Genomic DNA, 16,214 nt, shown 5'->3' on the forward strand with positions numbered 1-16,214 from the left:
CCGCGCCGCGACACCCCGGCCGGTTCCGCACGACGGGCTGCTCGACGGCCGGCCCGGGCGCGACCCGCTGGACGGCAGCGGGCGGACGGGGACCGCTCAGCGGCAGGCGACCGGACCCGTTCAGCGGCAGCCGCAGCCGGCCAGTGCACCGGCGATCCGGTCCAGTGCCGCCCGGGTCACCTCCGGGTCGCCGCCCGGCGCCTGGTCGGTGAGCACGGCGAAGGTGAGCAGCCGGCCGTCGCGGGTGGTCACCAGGCCGGCGATGGCGTGCACCCCGGTCAGGGTGCCGGTCTTGGCCCGGACCACGCCGGCCCCGGCGGCGGTGGACGTCGACTCGTACCGGGTGCCGAGGGTGCCCGACCAGGCGGCCACCGGGAGGCCACCGAAGATGGCGGTCAACTCCGGGTGGGTGCCGTTGCCGGCCAACGCGATCAGGTCGGTGAGCAGCGAGGGGCTGATCCGGTTGCTCCGGGACAGTCCGCTGGCGTCGGCGAGGCTGATCTCGTCGGCCGGCAGGCCCAGCTCGCCGATCACCTCGTCCATCGCCGCCGCGCCACCGGCGAAGGACGCCTGCTGGTTGCGGGCCAGGGCGACCTGGCGGGCGAGTGCCTCGGCGATCACGTTGTCACTGTCGGTGATCATGATGTCGACCAGCCGGATCATGGGCAGCGACTCGACCTTGCCCAGTTCGGTGCCGGGCGCGGGTGCGCCACCCTCCGTCGCGCCGCCGGCCGCCGGGGCGGTGCCCCGGACCACCCCGGTCTCCGGCAGGCCGAGCAGCCGGGCGAAGGAGCGGCCGGCGGCCAGGTCGGGCTCGGCGTACCGGGTGGCCGCACCGTGGCTGTCGGCGAAGTTCTTCCGCGCCCCCGCCGGGTCCTGGCGTGCGCCGTCGGTCATCAGCGCGGTGATCGACGCGCCGAAGCCGCCGGTCGGGATGTCCGCGTCCCAGCCGGGACCGTGGACCGGGCCGGGGAAGAGGGTCGAGTCGACCACCACCCGGGTCGGGGCGGTGCCGCCGAGGGCCTGCTTGACCTGGGCGGCGAGGGTGTCGAGCCGGGCGGCACCGGGATAGAAGCCGGATTTGTCGACGGCCAGGGTCGGGTCGCCCCCACCGACCAGCACCACCTCGCCCGGGTTCGCCCCGGCGAGCACGCGGGTCGCGATCCGGTAGCCGGGGCCCCGCGCCTTCAACACGGTCACCCCGGTTGCGAGCTTGGTGACCGAGGCGGGGACGGTGCCGTCGTCGCCGCCCCTGGCGTACAGCGATTCGCCGCTCACCACGTCGGCCACCGACACGTTCACCCGGCTACCCAGGGCGGCGGCACCGGTCAGCGGCTCGACCGCGGCGCGTACCCCGGCGGGGGTCGGCACCGAGGCGGCGGCGTCGGGGCCGGCGAGCACCGGGGACGGATCGGGCTCGGGGGGACGCGCGGAGGGCGACGGGGTGGGGTCCGCGCCCAGCCAGCCGGCGACCGGACCGGGCCGGAGCACCGCCGCCGCCCCGGCGAGGCCGACCAGCAGCACGACGACCAGCAGCACCGGCACCCACCGCCGACGACGACGCGGCGGCCCACCGGCCGCCCCCGGGGGGCCGGTGACCGGCGCGGAACCGGGGGGTACGGGACGCGACGCCGGCCCCGGCTGGCCAGCCGACGACGGGTGGGCAGGCGAAGGATGACCAGTCGACCCCGGCTGGGCAGGTGACGACGAATGGACGGGCGGCGACGGCATCCCGCCCCCGGGGGAGACCGACGCCGCGCCACGGTGCGGCGCGACCTGCGCGGACCCGGCGTGCGGCGCGGCCGGTGCACTGCCGGCGTGCGGCGCGACCTGCGCGGAGCCGGAGTGCGGCGCGGCCGGGGCGCTACCGGCGTGCGGCGGGACCTGCGCGGAGCCGGAGTGCGGGGCTGCCGGGGCGGAGCCGACGGCCGCGCGGCCGGCGGCGGCCGTGGCCGGTGGACGCCAGACCGGCGGGGGCGGCTGGTCGGCGGCCCGACCAGCGGCCGACGGTGACTCGGGGGTCGACTCCGGGCGGCGTGGGACGTTCGCGTCGGGCACCGACACCCGGCCGGTGGCCCCGCCGGTCACGGGTCGCCCCGAACCCCGGCCGTCAACCCCCTCCGGGCGGTAGTGTGAATCTTCCCTCCTCACGACCCCCTCCTCCCGCCGCCGAACTCGCCTGGGTGACACTACTTCGGTCCGAAGACTATGCGGCGTCCGGAGCCGACGGGTGGCCATTCATCCGCACCGGGGGCGTCAGTGGTTCCGTTCAGCCAGCGTGGGCAGACGAGGGAGCGTGGGAGATGGATTTCGACGTCACGGTTGAGATCCCGAAGGGTCACCGAAACAAGTACGAGGTGGACCACGCGACCGGCCGGATCCGGCTGGACCGCACCCTGTTCACGTCGACCCAGTACCCGGCCGACTACGGCTTCATCGAGGGCACCCTCGGCGAGGACGGCGACCCGCTGGACGCGCTGGTGCTGGTGCCCGAGCCGACCTTCCCGGGCTGCCTGATCCGCTGCCGCACCATCGGCATGTTCCGGATGACCGACGAGAAGGGCGGCGACGACAAGGTCCTCTGCGTGCCCTACGAGGACCCCCGCCAGGAGCACCTGCGCGACATCCACCACCTGGGCGAGTTCGACCGGCTGGAGATCCAGCACTTCTTCGAGGTCTACAAGGATCTCGAACCGGGCAAGTCGGTCGAGGGTGCCACCTGGGTCGGCCGGGTCGAGGCCGAGGCCGAGGTGTTGGCGTCCTACCAGCGGGCCCGCGACGCCGAGGCGCAGGGCGGCACCGCCCACTGACCCACCAGCTCCACCGCAGGCCCGGACCCCGGTGGTCCGGGCCTGCGGCGTGACAGGGCGGCCGGTCGGCCTCAGCCCAGCAGGCCCCGGGCGGTGTCGTAGAGGTCCAGCACCGCGCAGGCCACCGGCACCACCGACACCACCAGCGCGGTGTCCGTCAGGTCAGCCACCCGACCGAGGTACGGCGAGACCGGTCGCCGGGCGTACGTCGTACCGGCGGCGACGGCGAGCAGGGCGACGAACAGCCCTCCCCCGCTCAACGCCAGCAGCCCGAGGGCACCGGAACGGCCGGCGAGCACCGCGCCGAGCACCACGAACCCGGCCAGCCCGGCGACCACCGGGGGCACCCGGTGCCGGACCGCCACGAACAGCCGGGACCGCAGCAGCAGCACCGCCGCCCCGACCGCCACCAGCACCCGCCCGGCGACGCCGCCGGTGACGGCGAGCACCGACACGGTCGCGACGACCAGGGTGGCGTGCCCGAGCAGCATCCCGGTCAGCATCTCCTCGCTGCGGGCCACCGCCGCGTACACCCGACCCCGGTCCGGCAGGTCCCGCACCCCGTCCGGGCCGCCCGTCGGGGCGTCCGGCAGGGTGATCGGCGGCAGCGGCACCTTGCCCAGCCGGATCGCCGCCAACGGCAGCGCCCCGAGGGCGAAGACCAGCACGCAGAGCAGTACGGCGGCGGTGGCGGCCGAGGTGAGCAGCAGCCCACCCAGGCCGGCGAGCGTACCCACCGCGCCGACGGTCGCGCCGGCCACGAAGACCCGCAGCCGGGTGGCGACGCCGAGCAGGCCCAGGACGGCGGCCAGGAGCAGCGCCACCGCACCGGCGAGGAGTTCGGGTGCGCCGAGCCAGGGCAGTGGCTGCACCGACCCGACCGGGTCCCCGGAGCTGACCGCGAGGGCACCCGCCGTCGCGGCGTACGGCAGGGCGTAGCCGCCGAGGGTGGCCCCGGTCGGGCCGTCGCCGTACGCCCGGGAGGCGATCGTGGCGGCGAGGGTGAGCAGCAGCGCCACCGCGCCCGCGGCGGGCCAGCCGGCGGGTTGCCCCGGCCCGGCGGCCAGGACGGCGAGCAGCCCCACGGCCAGCGGCACCCCCGCCCCGGCCAGTACGGCGGCCCGGGTGGTCGCCGCCGACCAGGCGGCCCCCGGCGGCGGGCGCCGTCGGCGATGGCCTCGACCACGTCGTCGTACTCCAGCTCGGGCCACTGGTCGTGGGCGGGCACCAGGTGCAGCACCTCGCCGTCGCGCACCCCCTGCGGCAGCAGCGGCTGCGCGGTCACCAGGACCGCGCCGTCGGTGCGTCGCAGCACCCAGCCGCCGTGCCGCTCGCCGTCGTCGGCCAACCCCTCGCCGGCGTGCCGTAGCACCTCGGGGAGCAGTTCGGCCAGGGGCACCTGCTCCGGCAGGGCCACGTCGACGCGGCGCCCGGGGGCGCTGATGGTGACCCTGGCCAGCCCGGTTGTCATCGACTGGACTCCATATCGATCGGGAGCGGTGGCTGACGGACGACGCGCACTTTACCTACGATGAGCCAGGTTCGGGTTACCGAGCGCCACAGGGAGGTGCCTTTTGTCCACTGTCGTCATCAAGCGGCCACCGCGCCGGCCCGCGCCGGAGATCCCGGTCGGCGAGCTGCCCGTGGAGGGCCCGCCGGAGATCCCCGTGGTCACCGGCGGACGCTGGCAGCAGGCACTGATGGTGCTGCCGATGCTGGGTGGCACGGTGGCGATGGCGATGATGTTCGGTCGGGGCGGCGGCGCCTACTCGTACGTGGTGGGCGGCATGTTCGGGCTCTCCTCGGTGGCGATGCTGATGACCTCCTGGGGCAGTGCCTCCGGCACGCCGAGGAAGTCGGAGATGATGGCCGCCCGCCGGGAGTACCTACGGCACCTGACCGGGCTGCGGCGACGGGTCCGGCAGACCGCCCGGCAGCAGCGTGCCGGGCTGTACTACCGGCACCCGGACCCGGGTCGGCTCTGGTCGACGGTGGACAGCCACCGGGTCTGGGAACGCCGCCCCGGCGACCCGGACTTCGGTGTGGTCCGGATCGCCGTCGGGCCGCAGACGCTGGCCACCCCGCTGGTCCCGCCGGTCACCCGCCCCCTGGAGGAGTTGGAGCCGATGACCGCCGGGGCGCTGCGGCGCTTCCTCGACGCGTACTCGGTGGTGCCGGACCTGCCGGTGGCGCTGTCGCTGCGCAGCTTCGCCCGGGTCTTCGTCCGGGGTGGGCGGTCCGACGGCACCGGCGGGGCGGCGGAGAGCGGCGGCACGGGGTCGCCCGACGCGCAGGCGCTGGCCCGCGCGATGCTCACCCAGCTCGCCGTCTTCCACGCCCCCGACGAGTTGCTCGTCGCGGTCTGCGCCGGCCCGGAACGGCGGCGGCACTGGGAGTGGGTCAAGTGGCTGCCGCACGCCCACCACCCGAGCAGGGTCGACGCGTTGGGCCCGGTCCGGCTGGTCGCCAGCTCCGCCGTCGAGCTGGAACGGCTCCTCGGCGAGGTGCTGGCCAGCCGGTCCCGGTTCAGCCCGGCCGGGCCGGCCACCGACGGCCCGCACGTGGTGGTGCTCCTCGACGGCGGCGACCTGACCGACGCCACCGAACTGACCGGCGACGGCGGCATCGACGCGGTCACCGTGCTCGACCTGGACACCCCGCCGCCGCGCCTGCTGGACCGGTTCGCCCTGCTGCTGGAGGTCCGGGCCGGCCGGCTGCACTCCTGGTCGGCCGAGGGGCACGCCGAGGTGGGCCGCGCCGACCGGCTGGACGTCGCCGACGCGGAGGCGGTCGCCCGCCGGCTCGCCCCGCTGCGGCTCGCCGCCGTCAGCCGGGGCACCGAGGCCACCCCCGGTGCCGAACTCGACCTTCCCGAGCTGCTCGGGCTCGGCGATCCGGAGGGGTTCACCGCCGACCAGGGTTGGCTGCCCCGCTCACCCCGCGACCGGCTGCGGGTGCCGATCGGCGTCGGCGTGGACGGCGGCGCGGTCGAGCTGGACCTCAAGGAGTCCGCGCAGGACGGGATGGGCCCGCACGGGTTGCTGATCGGCGCGACCGGCTCCGGCAAGTCGGAGCTGCTGCGTACCCTGGTGTTGGCGTTGGCCGCCACGCACAGCTCGGAGCAGCTCAACTTCGTGCTTGTCGACTTCAAGGGCGGAGCCACCTTCGCCTCCTTCGACCGGCTGCCGCACACCGCCGCCGTGATCACCAACCTGGTCGACGCGTTGCCGCTGGTCGACCGGATGGTGGACGCCATCAACGGCGAGCTGATGCGCCGCCAGGAGCTGCTACGCCGGGCCGGCAACTTCGCCAGCCTGCGCGACTACGAGCGGGCCCGGGCGGCCGGTGCGCCGCTCGCCCCGCTGCCGTCACTGCTGCTGGTCTGCGACGAGTTCTCCGAGCTGCTGTCGGCCAAGCCCGACTTCATCGACCTGTTCGTGCAGATCGGTCGGCTCGGCCGGTCACTCGGCGTGCACCTGCTGCTGGCCAGCCAGCGGCTGGAGGAGGGGCGGCTGCGCGGGTTGGACACCCACCTGTCGTACCGGATCGGGTTGCGGACCTTCTCGGCGTTGGAGTCCCGCACGGTGCTGGGGGTGCCGGACGCCCACGAGCTGCCCCGCTCCCCCGGGCACGGCTACCTGCGCGCCGGCACCGACCCGCTGGTCCGGTTCCGGGCCGCGTACGTCTCCGGGCCGGTCCGGCGGCGCAGCGGGGGACCGGCGGCGGGGCGGGCGGGGTGGCCCGGCTGCTCGCCTTCTCCACCCACCTCGTCCCGGTGCCGGAACCGGTCGCCCCGGTGGCCCTGCCGGCCGTCGGGGAGACCGCCGAGACCCTGCTCGACACGCTGGTCGGCCGGTTGGCCGGGCAGGGTCCGCCGGCCCACCAGGTGTGGCTGCCGCCGCTGGAGCACGCGCCCACCCTGGACGAGTTGCTCGGTCCGCCCACCGTCGACCCGCAGCGTGGCCTGGGCTTCGCCAACCCGGAACTGCACGGTGGCCTCCAGGTGCCGGTGGCGATCGTCGACAAGCCGTACGAGCAGCGACGCGACCTGCTGTGGTTGGCGCTGGGCGGGCCGGCCGGGCACGTGGCCGTGGTCGGGGCACCGCAGAGCGGCAAGTCGCACGCGGTGCGGACGTTGGTCTGCGCGCTGGCGCTCACCCACACGCCGACCGAGGTGCAGGTCTACTGCCTGGACTTCGGTGGCGGCGGGTTGACCGCGCTGCGGGAGCTGCCGCACGTGGGCGGGGTGGCCGGCCGGGCCGACCCGACGGTGGTCCGGCGTACCGTCGGGGAGGTCGCCACCCTGCTCGCCGAGCGGGAACGCCGCTTCGCCGAGCTCGGGGTGGAGTCGATGGCGGCGTGGCGTGACCGCCGCCGGGCACTCACCGCCGCCGGTCAGCCCACCGTCGACCCGTTCGGTGACGTGTTCCTCGTCGTGGACGGCTGGGCCACCCTGCGCGGCGAGTACGACGACCTGGAACCCCTGATCACCGACCTGGCCACCCGGGGTCTGTCCTACGGGGTGCACGTGGTGGCGAGCGCCGTGCGTTGGCTGGACTTCCGGCCCGGCATCCGGGACCTGTTCGGTTCCCGGGTGGAGCTGCGTCTGGGCGACCCGTCGGACTCGGTGGTGAAGCGGGCGGCGGCGGCCGGGGTGCCGGAGCAGGCGGGCCGGGGGATCACCGCGCAGAGCCTGCACCTGCTCACGGCCCTGCCGCAGCTCACCGGCGGGGACACCGGGGATCTGGTGAAGGCGGTCGCCGGTGCCTGGTCGGGCCCGGTCGCCCCCCGGGTGCGGTTGCTTCCCCCGGTGCTGCCGTACGCCGAGTTGGACAAGGGTGCCGGCACCGGCCTGGCGTTCCCGGTCGGGATCGCCGAGGCGGATTTGCGCCCGGTGCTGCTCGACTTCGCCACCGAGCCGCACTTCGTGGTCTTCGGTGACGCCGAGTGCGGCAAGTCGTCGTTCCTGCGGGCGCTGGCCACCTCGATCATCGACCGGTTCACCCCGGAGCAGGCCCGGGTGATCCTGGTCGACTACCGGCGCAGCCTGCTCGGCACCGTCGAGACCGACCACCTGATCGGGTACGGGACGGCGGCGGCGCACACCGCCGAGTTGATCGAGTCGGTCGCCGGTTACATGCAGGGTCGACTGCCCGGCCCGGAGGTCACCCCGGCGCAGTTGCGGGACCGTTCCTGGTGGTCCGGCCCGGAGCTGTTCATCCTGGTCGACGACTACGACCTGGTGGCCAGCGGTCCGGCGAACCCGCTGCGGGCGTTGGAGGAGCATCTGCCCCAGGCCCGTGACGTCGGCCTGCACCTGGTGCTGGCCCGCCGCTGCGGTGGCGCCGGCCGGTCCCAGTACGAGCCGATCGTGCAGCGCCTGCGCGAGTTGTCCACCGCCGGGCTGGTGATGAGCGGCAGCCCCGACGAGGGGCAGTTGGTGGGTGCGGTCCGGCCGGGTGCGTTGCCGGCGGGGCGTGGCCGGCTGGTCACCCGACGCGAGGGCGTACGCCTCGTGCAACTGGCCCATCTGCCGCCACCGTGATCCGGGTGTGCCGGAACGTGCCGTGTCGGCGGGGAGAACCGGTAATCTCCGTGCAGCAGGTGTCCCGTGATGAATGGCTGACGATGTGACCAGGGTTGGGCAGGGCTCCCCGACGGCGCTGCACCGGTTCGCCGGGCGGGCGCTGCTCGGTGTCGCGGCGACCACCGTCACCGTGTTGGGCACGGCCCCACCTCCGGCTGCCGCCGCGGTCCCCGCCTCCATGCCGGCCCCGTCGTCGGTCTCCACGGTGGCCGGCCGTCCGGCCGCGCTGGCCGGGGCGCGCACCGGCACCCCGCTGGCCGAACCCGACTTCGCCCCGGTGCAGGCCCGTGCCGACCGGGTCCGCGACGACCAGTTCCAGCTCGACGAGCTGAACGCGGCCACCGCCTGGCGTACCTCGACCGGGCGCGGCGTGACGGTCGCGGTGATCGATTCCGGGGTGGACGGTGGCCACCCCGACCTGGTCGGTCAGGTGCTGCCCGGCATGGACCTGGTCTCCCCCGCCGGTGGCGACGAGCCGGACCCGGTGGGGCACGGCACCACGGTGGCCAGCCTGATCGCCGGGCGCGGCGACGACCGGCGGGGGGTGGTCGGGCTCGCGCCGGACGCCCGGATCCTGCCGGTCCGGGTGCTCGACGACGAGAACCGCTACGACGACGCGATGATCGTCGCCAAGGGGGTGCGCTGGGCGGTCGACAACGGCGCCCGCGTGATCAACCTGTCGCTGGGTGGCAGCGGTGACAGCCCGGCCCTGGCCGCCGCGCTGGACTACGCGTTCGCCCGGGACGTGGTGGTGGTGGCCTGCACCGGCAACGTCGCCACCTCCACCACGTCGAAGGTCTGGTATCCGGCCCGGGAGCCGGGGGTGATCGCGGTGGCCGGTCTGGAACGCGACAGTGAGAACCTGTGGTCCGGTTCGATCACCGGCCACGCCACCACGCTGACCGCTCCGGCGACCGGCCTGGTCGGGGCCCGCCCGCCGAGCAACTACTGGGGGGTGCAGGGCACCAGCTTCGCCGCGCCGCTGGTGACGGCGACCGCCGCCCTGGTCCGCGCCCGCTACCCGCAGATGTCCGCCGGGGACGTGGTGAACCGGTTGTTGAGCACCGCGAAGGACATCGGTCCGACCGGCCGGGACGACCGCTTCGGGTACGGCCTGGTCGACCCGGTCGCCGCGCTCACCGCCGACGTGCCGCTGATCTACCGCAACCCGTTGGACGACAACGACTCCCCCGGGGTGGTCGGGTTCGGCCCGGCCCCCGGTGCCGCCGACGACACCCGGGCCGGGGGCACCGGCAGCGACCCGCTCGGCTTCGCCGCACCCCGCCAGCAGACCCGGTGGACGGCCCAGCCGGCCGGTGGTGCCGACGACGCCGCCCCCCGCCGGCTGTGGACGGGGGTCGCCGTGGCTGTCGCCCTGGTCACCGGGGTGGCGTTGATGGTGCGCCGGTTCCGGTTGGGGGGCCGGTGAACCGGGCCTGAGATCGGGTGCGGGTGGGTAGAGCAGGGCGCATGAGTTCCTCCGGTCCGCGTACCTCCGTACCCCCGTCGGAACGGTCCTGGCGGGACCGCCGCCTGGACCGGGACCATTCGCTCGGGTTGCGGTTGACCTTGGCGTCGGCGGCGGCGTTCCTGCTGCTGGTGCCGTTCGCGTTGCTGGCGGTGCTGGTGGTGGGGGCCTGGTCGCCGCTGCACGGCCTGGACGCCGCGGTCACCGACGCCCTGCACCGGTTCGCCGCCGACCATCCGGTGTGGGTGCGGGCGATGAAGGCGTGGACGCACCTGGCCTCGCCGGGGCCGCTGCGGGTGGCCGCGCTGGTCGTGGTGGTGTGGTCGTGGCGTCGCGGAGCCCGCCGGCTGGCGCTCTGGGTGGTCACCACGATGGCCGTCGGCGGGGCACTCGGTGCGCTGTTGAAGCTGCTCGTCGGCCGGGACCGACCGGAGCTGCTCGACCCGGTGGCCCGCGCCGCCGGGTTCTCCTTCCCGTCCGGGCACGCGCTGAACGCGACCCTCGCGGCGGGGGTGCTGCTGCTGGTGTTCCTGCCGTTCACCCGGGGCCGCCCGGTGGCCCGGGTGCTGCTCTGGACGGCCGCCGTGCTGCTGGTCGGGGTGACCGGGCTGAGTCGGGTGGCGCTGGGCGTGCACTGGGCCAGCGACGTGCTCGGCGGCTGCCTGCTGGGGGTGGCGGTGGTGGCGGCCACCACGGCGGCGTTGCGCACCTGGCGGGAGCAGGCCGGGCTGCCGGCCGCCCGGGCCACCGTGGACGGGGTGTCGCCGGAAGTGGCCGATCGACCGGGCCCGTACGCGTAGCGGGCCACCGGCGGGGGTACTGGGCGGCCATGTCCGCCATCGCTGCGCAGGTCGCCAAGCGGGTCCTTCTTCCGGTGACCCTGCTGCTCGCCTTCATGGTCCTGCTCGGGCTGCTGGTGACCCGGGTCCTCGACGACGTCTGGCCGTTCACCGTGGAGGACACGGTCAACCGGGGGTTGGCCGCCGACCGCACCGGCGGGTGGAACGACGTCTCGCTGGTGTTCAGCACGCTGGCCAGCACCCAACTGATCGTCGTGGTCACCGTGCTGGTGGCGCTGGTGCTCCGGCTGGTGCTGCACCGCTGGCGGGAGCCGCTGTTCCTGTGCGCGGCGGTGACCGCCCAGGCGCTGGTCTTCCTGCTCACCACGATGGCCATCGACCGGCAGCGCCCGGCGGTGGAACACATGGACGTCTCCCCGCCGACGTCGAGCTTCCCGTCCGGCCACACCTCGGCGTCGGTCGCCCTCTATGTCGGTATCGCGCTGCTGTTGGCGCTGCGGGCCAGGAGCACCGCCGGCAAGGTCACCTGGTGGACCCTGCTGGTGCTGGTGCCGGTCGGGGTTGCGGTGACCCGGATGTACCGGGGCATGCACCACCCGAGCGACGTGGTGGCGTCCTTCGTCAACGGCGGCACCTGCGTGGTGATCATGGCTCGGGCGGTGCTCAACCGCTCACTGACCTGGGGCCGGGCCAAGCTGCCCGGCCGCGCCCCGGCGGGCGGGGACACCCCGCCCGCCCACGCTCCGGCCGTCGGCTGACCCCGGGTCCCGCCCGACCGCCGGCTGACCCCGGTCCCGGCCGGTCGGGAGGCGTCGGCGGGCTCAGGTGCAGTCGCCGGTGGCCACCCCACGGGTACGCTCCGCGCCGGCCAGCGCCACCGGTCGGGCCTCCTCGGCGGTGACCGCGAAACCGGTGTTCGGGTCGTCCGCCGCCGCCGCGAAGATCACCCCGAGCACCAGGCCGTTGGAGGAGACCAGCGGGCCGCCGGAGTTCCCGCTGCGCACCAGCGCCCGGATCGTGTAGATCTCCCGGTTCACCTTGCTGGCGTTGTAGATGTCCGGGCCCTCGATCCGGTCCACGTCCCGGATCCGGGCCGGCCGGGCGTCGTACGGGCCGTCGAGGGGGAAACCCAGCACGATCGCGTCCGCGCCGCTGCCGGCCTGCCCGGCGGCGAAGCGCAGGGACGGACCGGGCAGCCCCGGCACGTACAGCACGGCCAGGTCGCGGTCCGGGTCGTAGACGACGACCTCACCGTCGTACCGTTCGCCGCGCAGTTCGACCGCGACGGTACGGGTGCCGGCCACCACGTGCGCGTTGGTCATCACCCGGTCGTCGGCGTAGACGAAGCCGGAACCCTCGATCCGGCGTGAGCAGCTCGGCGCGGAACCCAGCACCTTCACCACCGCCCGCTGGCTGTTCGCCACCACCTGGGAGCCGGCCAGCGCCGGGTCCGGTGGGGCGACCTGCCGCGCCGAGGTACGGCCCAGCCCGTTGAACACGTCGGGGAACCCGTTGGTGTCGACGGTGTCCCGCAGCGCGGTGGACAACTCCTGGGCCTGGTCGGGCAGGACCCGGTCCACCACGGTCAGCAGCGCGCTGTTCTTGACCGAGGCGGCCAACCAGGGCAGCGACGAGGAGCCCAGCGGAACCGCGACCAGCCAGGCCACCAGCATCACCGCGAGGATCGAGACGAACGCGCCCCCGATGTCGTCGGCCCGCCTGGCGGTGTCGTTGGTGATCGTGCGTCGCAGGTGGGAGCCGAGCCAACCGGCCAGCGCCTGGCCGAGCACGGCGAGCCCGAACACCGCGACCAGGGAGACCAGCACCCGTGTCCCGCTGTCGACGAACTGTCGGGCCAGCAACGGCCCGAGCTGGAGACCGATGAGCGCACCCAGGAAGAACCCGGAGAACGACAACGCCCCGATGACGAAGCCCTGACGGTATCCGCTGATCGCGAACACCAGCATGAGCAGGAGCAGAACGAGATCCACGGCCGACACCGGTCAAGGGTACGTGCACCGGACACCCGTGCGGCGCTGTGGATGCGGAACGTGACGGTCAGGTCAGCGGGCCGGCCAGTTCGTCCGCCTCGTCGGTGCCGGCCGAGGGGGCCGGGGTGGCCCCGGTCGGCGGCAGCTCGACCACCCGCGACCAGGGCCACGGCCGGGCCCAACCGCCCATCTCCAGCAGGGCGGCCAGCACTCCGGCGGTGAAACCCCAGACCAGCATCCCCCGGACGGAGAACGCCGGGCCGATCCAGCCGCTGGAGTGGCGGACCCGCAGCCGGTTGGCCGGGTCGACCAGCTCGGCGACGGGCAGCCGCGCGACGTGCGCCACCTCGGCCGGCTCCCGGGGGTGCACCGGGTGCGGGCTGTGCCACCAGGCCAGCACCGGGGTGACCACGAAGTCGCTGACCGGGATCCAGAGCTTCGGCAGCTCGGCGAGGACGGTCACGCTGGCCGGGTCGAGGTCGACCTCCTCGTTGGCCTCGCGCAGCGCGGTGGCCCGCGCGTCGGCGTCCTCCGGGTCGGCCGCGCCGCCGGGGAAGGCCGGTTGGCCGGCGTGGTTGCGCAGCGTGGCGGCCCGTTGGAGGACCAGCACGTCGGGGCCGACGCCGGGTTGTTCCCCGAGCAGCACCAGCACCGCGCTCTCCCGGCCGCCCTCCTCGGGGGTGGTCAGTCGGGTGAAGTCCTCGGCGCGGGCGGTGCCGAGCCGGTCCAGCAGCGGGTCGAACCAGGACGGCGGACGGGGATTCACCGGGTCGGCCCGGCACCGAGGGTCGGCCTCACGCGGGCACCGCCAGACCGAGGTGCCGGCGGACCAGGTCGGCGAGGCGGGCGTCGTCGAGCGCGCCGGAGTTGTCGGTGTGCCGGATCCGCCCCTGCGCGTCGACCAGCAGGGTGAGCGGCACGGCCGTGCGACGCAGCTCCCGTTGCAACGCCTCGCCCTGGTCGAAGAGCACCGGGAACCGGATGCCGAAGTCCTCACCGATGGCCTGCGCGCCGTCCCGGCTGTCCCGGCTGTTCACCCCGATCACCTGGAGCTGGCCGGCGGCGCGGACGCTGAGCCGTTGGAAGGCGGGCAGCTCCTGGCGGCAGGGCGGGCACCAGGAGGCCCACACGTTGATCACGGCCGGGCCGTGGATGTCGCGCAACGCCACCGGGGACCCACCGGTGAAGCAGGAGAGCGTCAGCTCGGGCAGGAGGCTGCCGCCACCGTCGGCCGGAGCCGGGCTGCCGGCCGTACCGCTGCCGTCGCCGGCACCGGCGGACCCGGTGGGGGCGGCGGCACCGGCGGACCCGGTGGGGGCGGCGGCACCGGCGGACCCGGTGGGGGTGGCGGTGGCGGGGGCCGGCGGGGCGGTCAGGGTGGCGCAGTCGGCGAACGGCGACGGGCGCGGGGCCCGGTCGGGGCTGGTGGCGGAGCCAGTCGGCTCGGCGGCGGCGGTGCAGCCGGCGAGGACCAGCAGCGGCGGGACGAGCAGTGCGGCGAACCGGCGTTTCACGGTGCCTCCGCGACGACGGCCTGTGCCGGCACCAGCTCCGGGTCGACCCCGGCGGCGACCGCGAGCTCCCGGGCGCGGGGGCCCTTGAGCAGCTTGGCGGCGGCGGCCGGCTCGGTCGGCCCGAGCCCGTACGACGGGCAGAGCCGGGTCAGGGTGCACGCCCCGCAGGCGGGCTTGCGGGCGTGGCAGACCCGCCGGCCGTGGAAGATGATCCGGTGGGAGAGCATGGTCCACTCCCGCTTGGGGTAGATCGCCCCGATCTCGTGTTCGATCTTGACGGGGTCGGTCTGGATGGTCAGCCCCCAGCGCTGTACCAGCCGCTGGAAGTGGGTGTCGACGGTGATCCCCGGGACGTCGAAGGCGTTGCCGAGGATGACGTTGGCCGTCTTGCGGCCGATCCCGGGCAGCGTCACCAGGTCGGCCAGCCGGCCGGGGACCTGGCCGTCGTACCGCTCGGTCAGGGCCTGGCCCAGCTTGATCAGCGAGTCGGTCTTGTTGCGGTAGAACCCGGTCGGCCGGATCAACTCCTCCAGCTCGCCCCGGTCCGCCCCGGCGTAGTCGGCCGCCGTCGAATAGCGGGCGAACAGCTTCGGGGTGACCTCGTTGACCTTCTTGTCGGTGCACTGGGCGGAGAGGATCGTGGCGACGGCCAGCTCCAACGCGGTGGAGTGGTCGAGTTCGCAGTGGGCGTCCGGGTGCGCCTCGGTCAGCGCCCGGCCTATCCGCCGGGCACGCCGGGTACGGCCGAGTTCCGTCTCGACCCGGCCGGGAGAGCTGATGGTCACGCCGGCCAGCCTACGTCGCCGCCCCGACGGGCCGCCGGAGCACGCCCCCGGGTCAGCCGGCGTCGGGCGGGCTGATCTTCCCCTTGCCGTCGAACCGCGCCCCGGTACGCGGGAAGTCGTTGCCGCTGAGCTGCTTGACCAGCCCGAGCCCCTGGTCGGCGGAGTCCATCCCCGGCTTGCCCACGGAACTCATCCGGGTGGAGGTGAACGAGCCACCGGCGAAGCTGCCGTCGGGCTTGAGGGAGACCTTCAGCACCCCGCCCCAGCCGAGCCGGCCGGTCGGGTTGAGCGACCGGGCACCCCCGGCGAAGTTGCCCAGGCTGTACGCGATCAACCGGCCCTGGTAGAACTCCATCCCGCGCAGCACGTGCGGACCGTGCCCGACGATCAGGTCGGCCCCGGCGTCGATCATGGCGTGGGAGAACTTCACCGGGTCACCCCGGTTCTCGCCGAGGAACATCTCGGTGCCGGGCCGGACCCGGGTCTTGTCCGACCCCTCGCCACCCATGTGCACCTGCACCACGACCAGGTCGGCCATGGTGGCGGCCTTCTCGACGACCCCCTTGGCGGCGTCGATGTCGACCAGGCTGTTGGACCACGGGTACGACGAGAAGCCGGCCACCGCGACCTTCACCCCGCCGACGTCGACCACGGTGATCTGGTCCGGCGCCCCGGTGTGCTTCAGGCCGTGCTTCTCCAGTGCCTGCTGGGTGTTCTCGTAGCCCTGCGGGCCGAAGTCGTAGCCGTGGTTGTTGGCCTGGTTGAGCAGCTGGAATCCGGCGTCCTTGAGGTGGGAGGCGTACTCCGGGGGGACGCGGAACTGGTAGCAGTTGCTGGCGTTCGCGCCGCACTTGCCGGTGCCGGTGTCGGTGGTGAGCGGCTCCTCCAGGTTGCCCATCACCAGGTCGGCCTTGAGCGCACCCTTGACCTCGTCGAAGAAGCCCTTGCCGCCGTTGGCGGGCAGCCGGGACGGGGCCATCCCCATCACGATGTCCCCGGTTGCCGACAGGGTCACCGACTCGTCCTTGCCGGCCGCCCCGGTGGTGGTCGGTACCGGGGAGCCGCTGGCGCCACCGCCACCACCCGGACGCCAGACCGGGTCCGGGGTGTCGTGCTGGGCGCAGCCGGCGAGGACCACGGCGAGCAGCGCGCCGGTGGCGTACGCGGCGCGGCGGCGGGGACGGGACTGGGAGAAGGCGGCAGAGTACATCGCCCGCGACGCTACCGGGTGGGTAATCGACCGACGACGGCCGATCGGA

Annotated in this window: 10 protein-coding genes and 2 pseudogenes; 5 read left to right on the forward strand and 7 right to left on the reverse strand. The window is 74.7% G+C overall.

What is annotated here, in order from left to right:
* Positions 1-120: 120 nt before the first annotated feature.
* Positions 121-1,731 carry a D-alanyl-D-alanine carboxypeptidase/D-alanyl-D-alanine-endopeptidase gene (gene dacB / locus J7462_RS17910; RefSeq protein ID WP_255598743.1) on the reverse strand — a complete coding sequence of 537 codons (1,611 nt, stop codon included), beginning with the start codon at positions 1,729-1,731 and terminating at the stop codon, positions 121-123.
* A 572-nt stretch (positions 1,732-2,303) separates the two neighbouring features.
* Between dacB and J7462_RS17915 the strand changes: the two genes are divergently transcribed.
* Positions 2,304-2,810 carry an inorganic diphosphatase gene (locus tag J7462_RS17915; RefSeq protein ID WP_204927072.1) on the forward strand — a complete coding sequence of 169 codons (507 nt, stop codon included), beginning with the start codon at positions 2,304-2,306 and terminating at the stop codon, positions 2,808-2,810.
* Positions 2,811-2,881: 71 nt separating this feature from the next.
* Here J7462_RS17915 and eccD read toward each other — a convergent pair.
* A pseudogene (eccD, locus tag J7462_RS17920) lies at positions 2,882-4,281 on the reverse strand (type VII secretion integral membrane protein EccD).
* Positions 4,282-4,384: 103 nt separating this feature from the next.
* Here eccD and eccCa point away from each other — a divergent pair.
* The 4 genes and pseudogenes from eccCa (at position 4,385) to J7462_RS17940 (ending at position 11,423) form a co-directional block, all read left to right on the forward strand.
* Positions 4,385-8,355 (forward strand): annotated as a pseudogene (eccCa, locus tag J7462_RS17925) (type VII secretion protein EccCa).
* A 73-nt stretch (positions 8,356-8,428) separates the two neighbouring features.
* Positions 8,429-9,826, forward strand: a complete 1,398-nt coding sequence (gene mycP / locus J7462_RS17930) for a type VII secretion-associated serine protease mycosin (RefSeq protein WP_219465096.1) — start codon at positions 8,429-8,431, stop codon at positions 9,824-9,826.
* A gap of 41 nt (positions 9,827-9,867) precedes the next feature.
* Positions 9,868-10,665 (forward strand): phosphatase PAP2 family protein, encoded by a 798-nt coding sequence (locus J7462_RS17935; protein WP_219465097.1) that lies wholly within the window; start codon positions 9,868-9,870, stop codon positions 10,663-10,665.
* 29 nt (positions 10,666-10,694) lie between these two features.
* Positions 10,695-11,423: a phosphatase PAP2 family protein gene (locus J7462_RS17940; protein ID WP_219465098.1), complete on the forward strand. Its 729-nt coding sequence runs from the start codon at positions 10,695-10,697 to the stop codon at positions 11,421-11,423.
* A gap of 63 nt (positions 11,424-11,486) precedes the next feature.
* Here the strand turns inward: J7462_RS17940 and J7462_RS17945 are convergent, their stop codons facing one another.
* Genes J7462_RS17945 through J7462_RS17965 form a run of 5 tightly spaced genes read right to left on the reverse strand, consistent with a single transcriptional unit; the run spans position 11,487 to position 16,165 of the window.
* Positions 11,487-12,665, reverse strand: a complete 1,179-nt coding sequence (locus J7462_RS17945; protein ID WP_208567727.1) for a MarP family serine protease — start codon at positions 12,663-12,665, stop codon at positions 11,487-11,489.
* 58 nt (positions 12,666-12,723) lie between these two features.
* Positions 12,724-13,422 carry a CoA pyrophosphatase gene (locus J7462_RS17950; protein ID WP_208567726.1) on the reverse strand — a complete coding sequence of 233 codons (699 nt, stop codon included), beginning with the start codon at positions 13,420-13,422 and terminating at the stop codon, positions 12,724-12,726.
* Positions 13,423-13,450: 28 nt separating this feature from the next.
* Positions 13,451-14,170, reverse strand: a complete 720-nt coding sequence (locus J7462_RS17955) for a TlpA disulfide reductase family protein (RefSeq protein WP_219465099.1) — start codon at positions 14,168-14,170, stop codon at positions 13,451-13,453.
* Positions 14,167-14,955: an endonuclease III gene (nth, locus tag J7462_RS17960; protein ID WP_219465100.1), complete on the reverse strand. Its 789-nt coding sequence runs from the start codon at positions 14,953-14,955 to the stop codon at positions 14,167-14,169. The genes J7462_RS17955 and nth overlap by 4 nt, the downstream gene beginning before the upstream one ends.
* Before the next feature lie 52 nt (positions 14,956-15,007).
* Positions 15,008-16,165, reverse strand: a complete 1,158-nt coding sequence (locus J7462_RS17965) for a CapA family protein (RefSeq protein WP_219465101.1) — start codon at positions 16,163-16,165, stop codon at positions 15,008-15,010.
* Positions 16,166-16,214: the final 49 nt, after the last annotated feature.

It is taken from the genome of Micromonospora sp. RL09-050-HVF-A (genome assembly GCF_019374995.1).
Lineage (GTDB): Bacteria > Actinomycetota > Actinomycetes > Mycobacteriales > Micromonosporaceae > Micromonospora > Micromonospora antibiotica.

Bases quoted from the DNA above. Each gene is read 5' to 3' on its own strand.
- dacB (WP_255598743.1), bottom strand. From the start codon at position 1,731: ATGCCGTCGCCGCCCGTCCATTCGTCGTCACCTGCCCAGCCGGGGTCG.
- J7462_RS17915 (WP_204927072.1), top strand. From the start codon at position 2,304: ATGGATTTCGACGTCACGGTTGAGATCCCGAAGGGTCACCGAAACAAG.
- mycP (WP_219465096.1), top strand. From the start codon at position 8,429: ATGGCTGACGATGTGACCAGGGTTGGGCAGGGCTCCCCGACGGCGCTG.
- J7462_RS17935 (WP_219465097.1), top strand. From the start codon at position 9,868: ATGAGTTCCTCCGGTCCGCGTACCTCCGTACCCCCGTCGGAACGGTCC.
- J7462_RS17940 (WP_219465098.1), top strand. From the start codon at position 10,695: ATGTCCGCCATCGCTGCGCAGGTCGCCAAGCGGGTCCTTCTTCCGGTG.
- J7462_RS17965 (WP_219465101.1), bottom strand. From the start codon at position 16,165: ATGTACTCTGCCGCCTTCTCCCAGTCCCGTCCCCGCCGCCGCGCCGCG.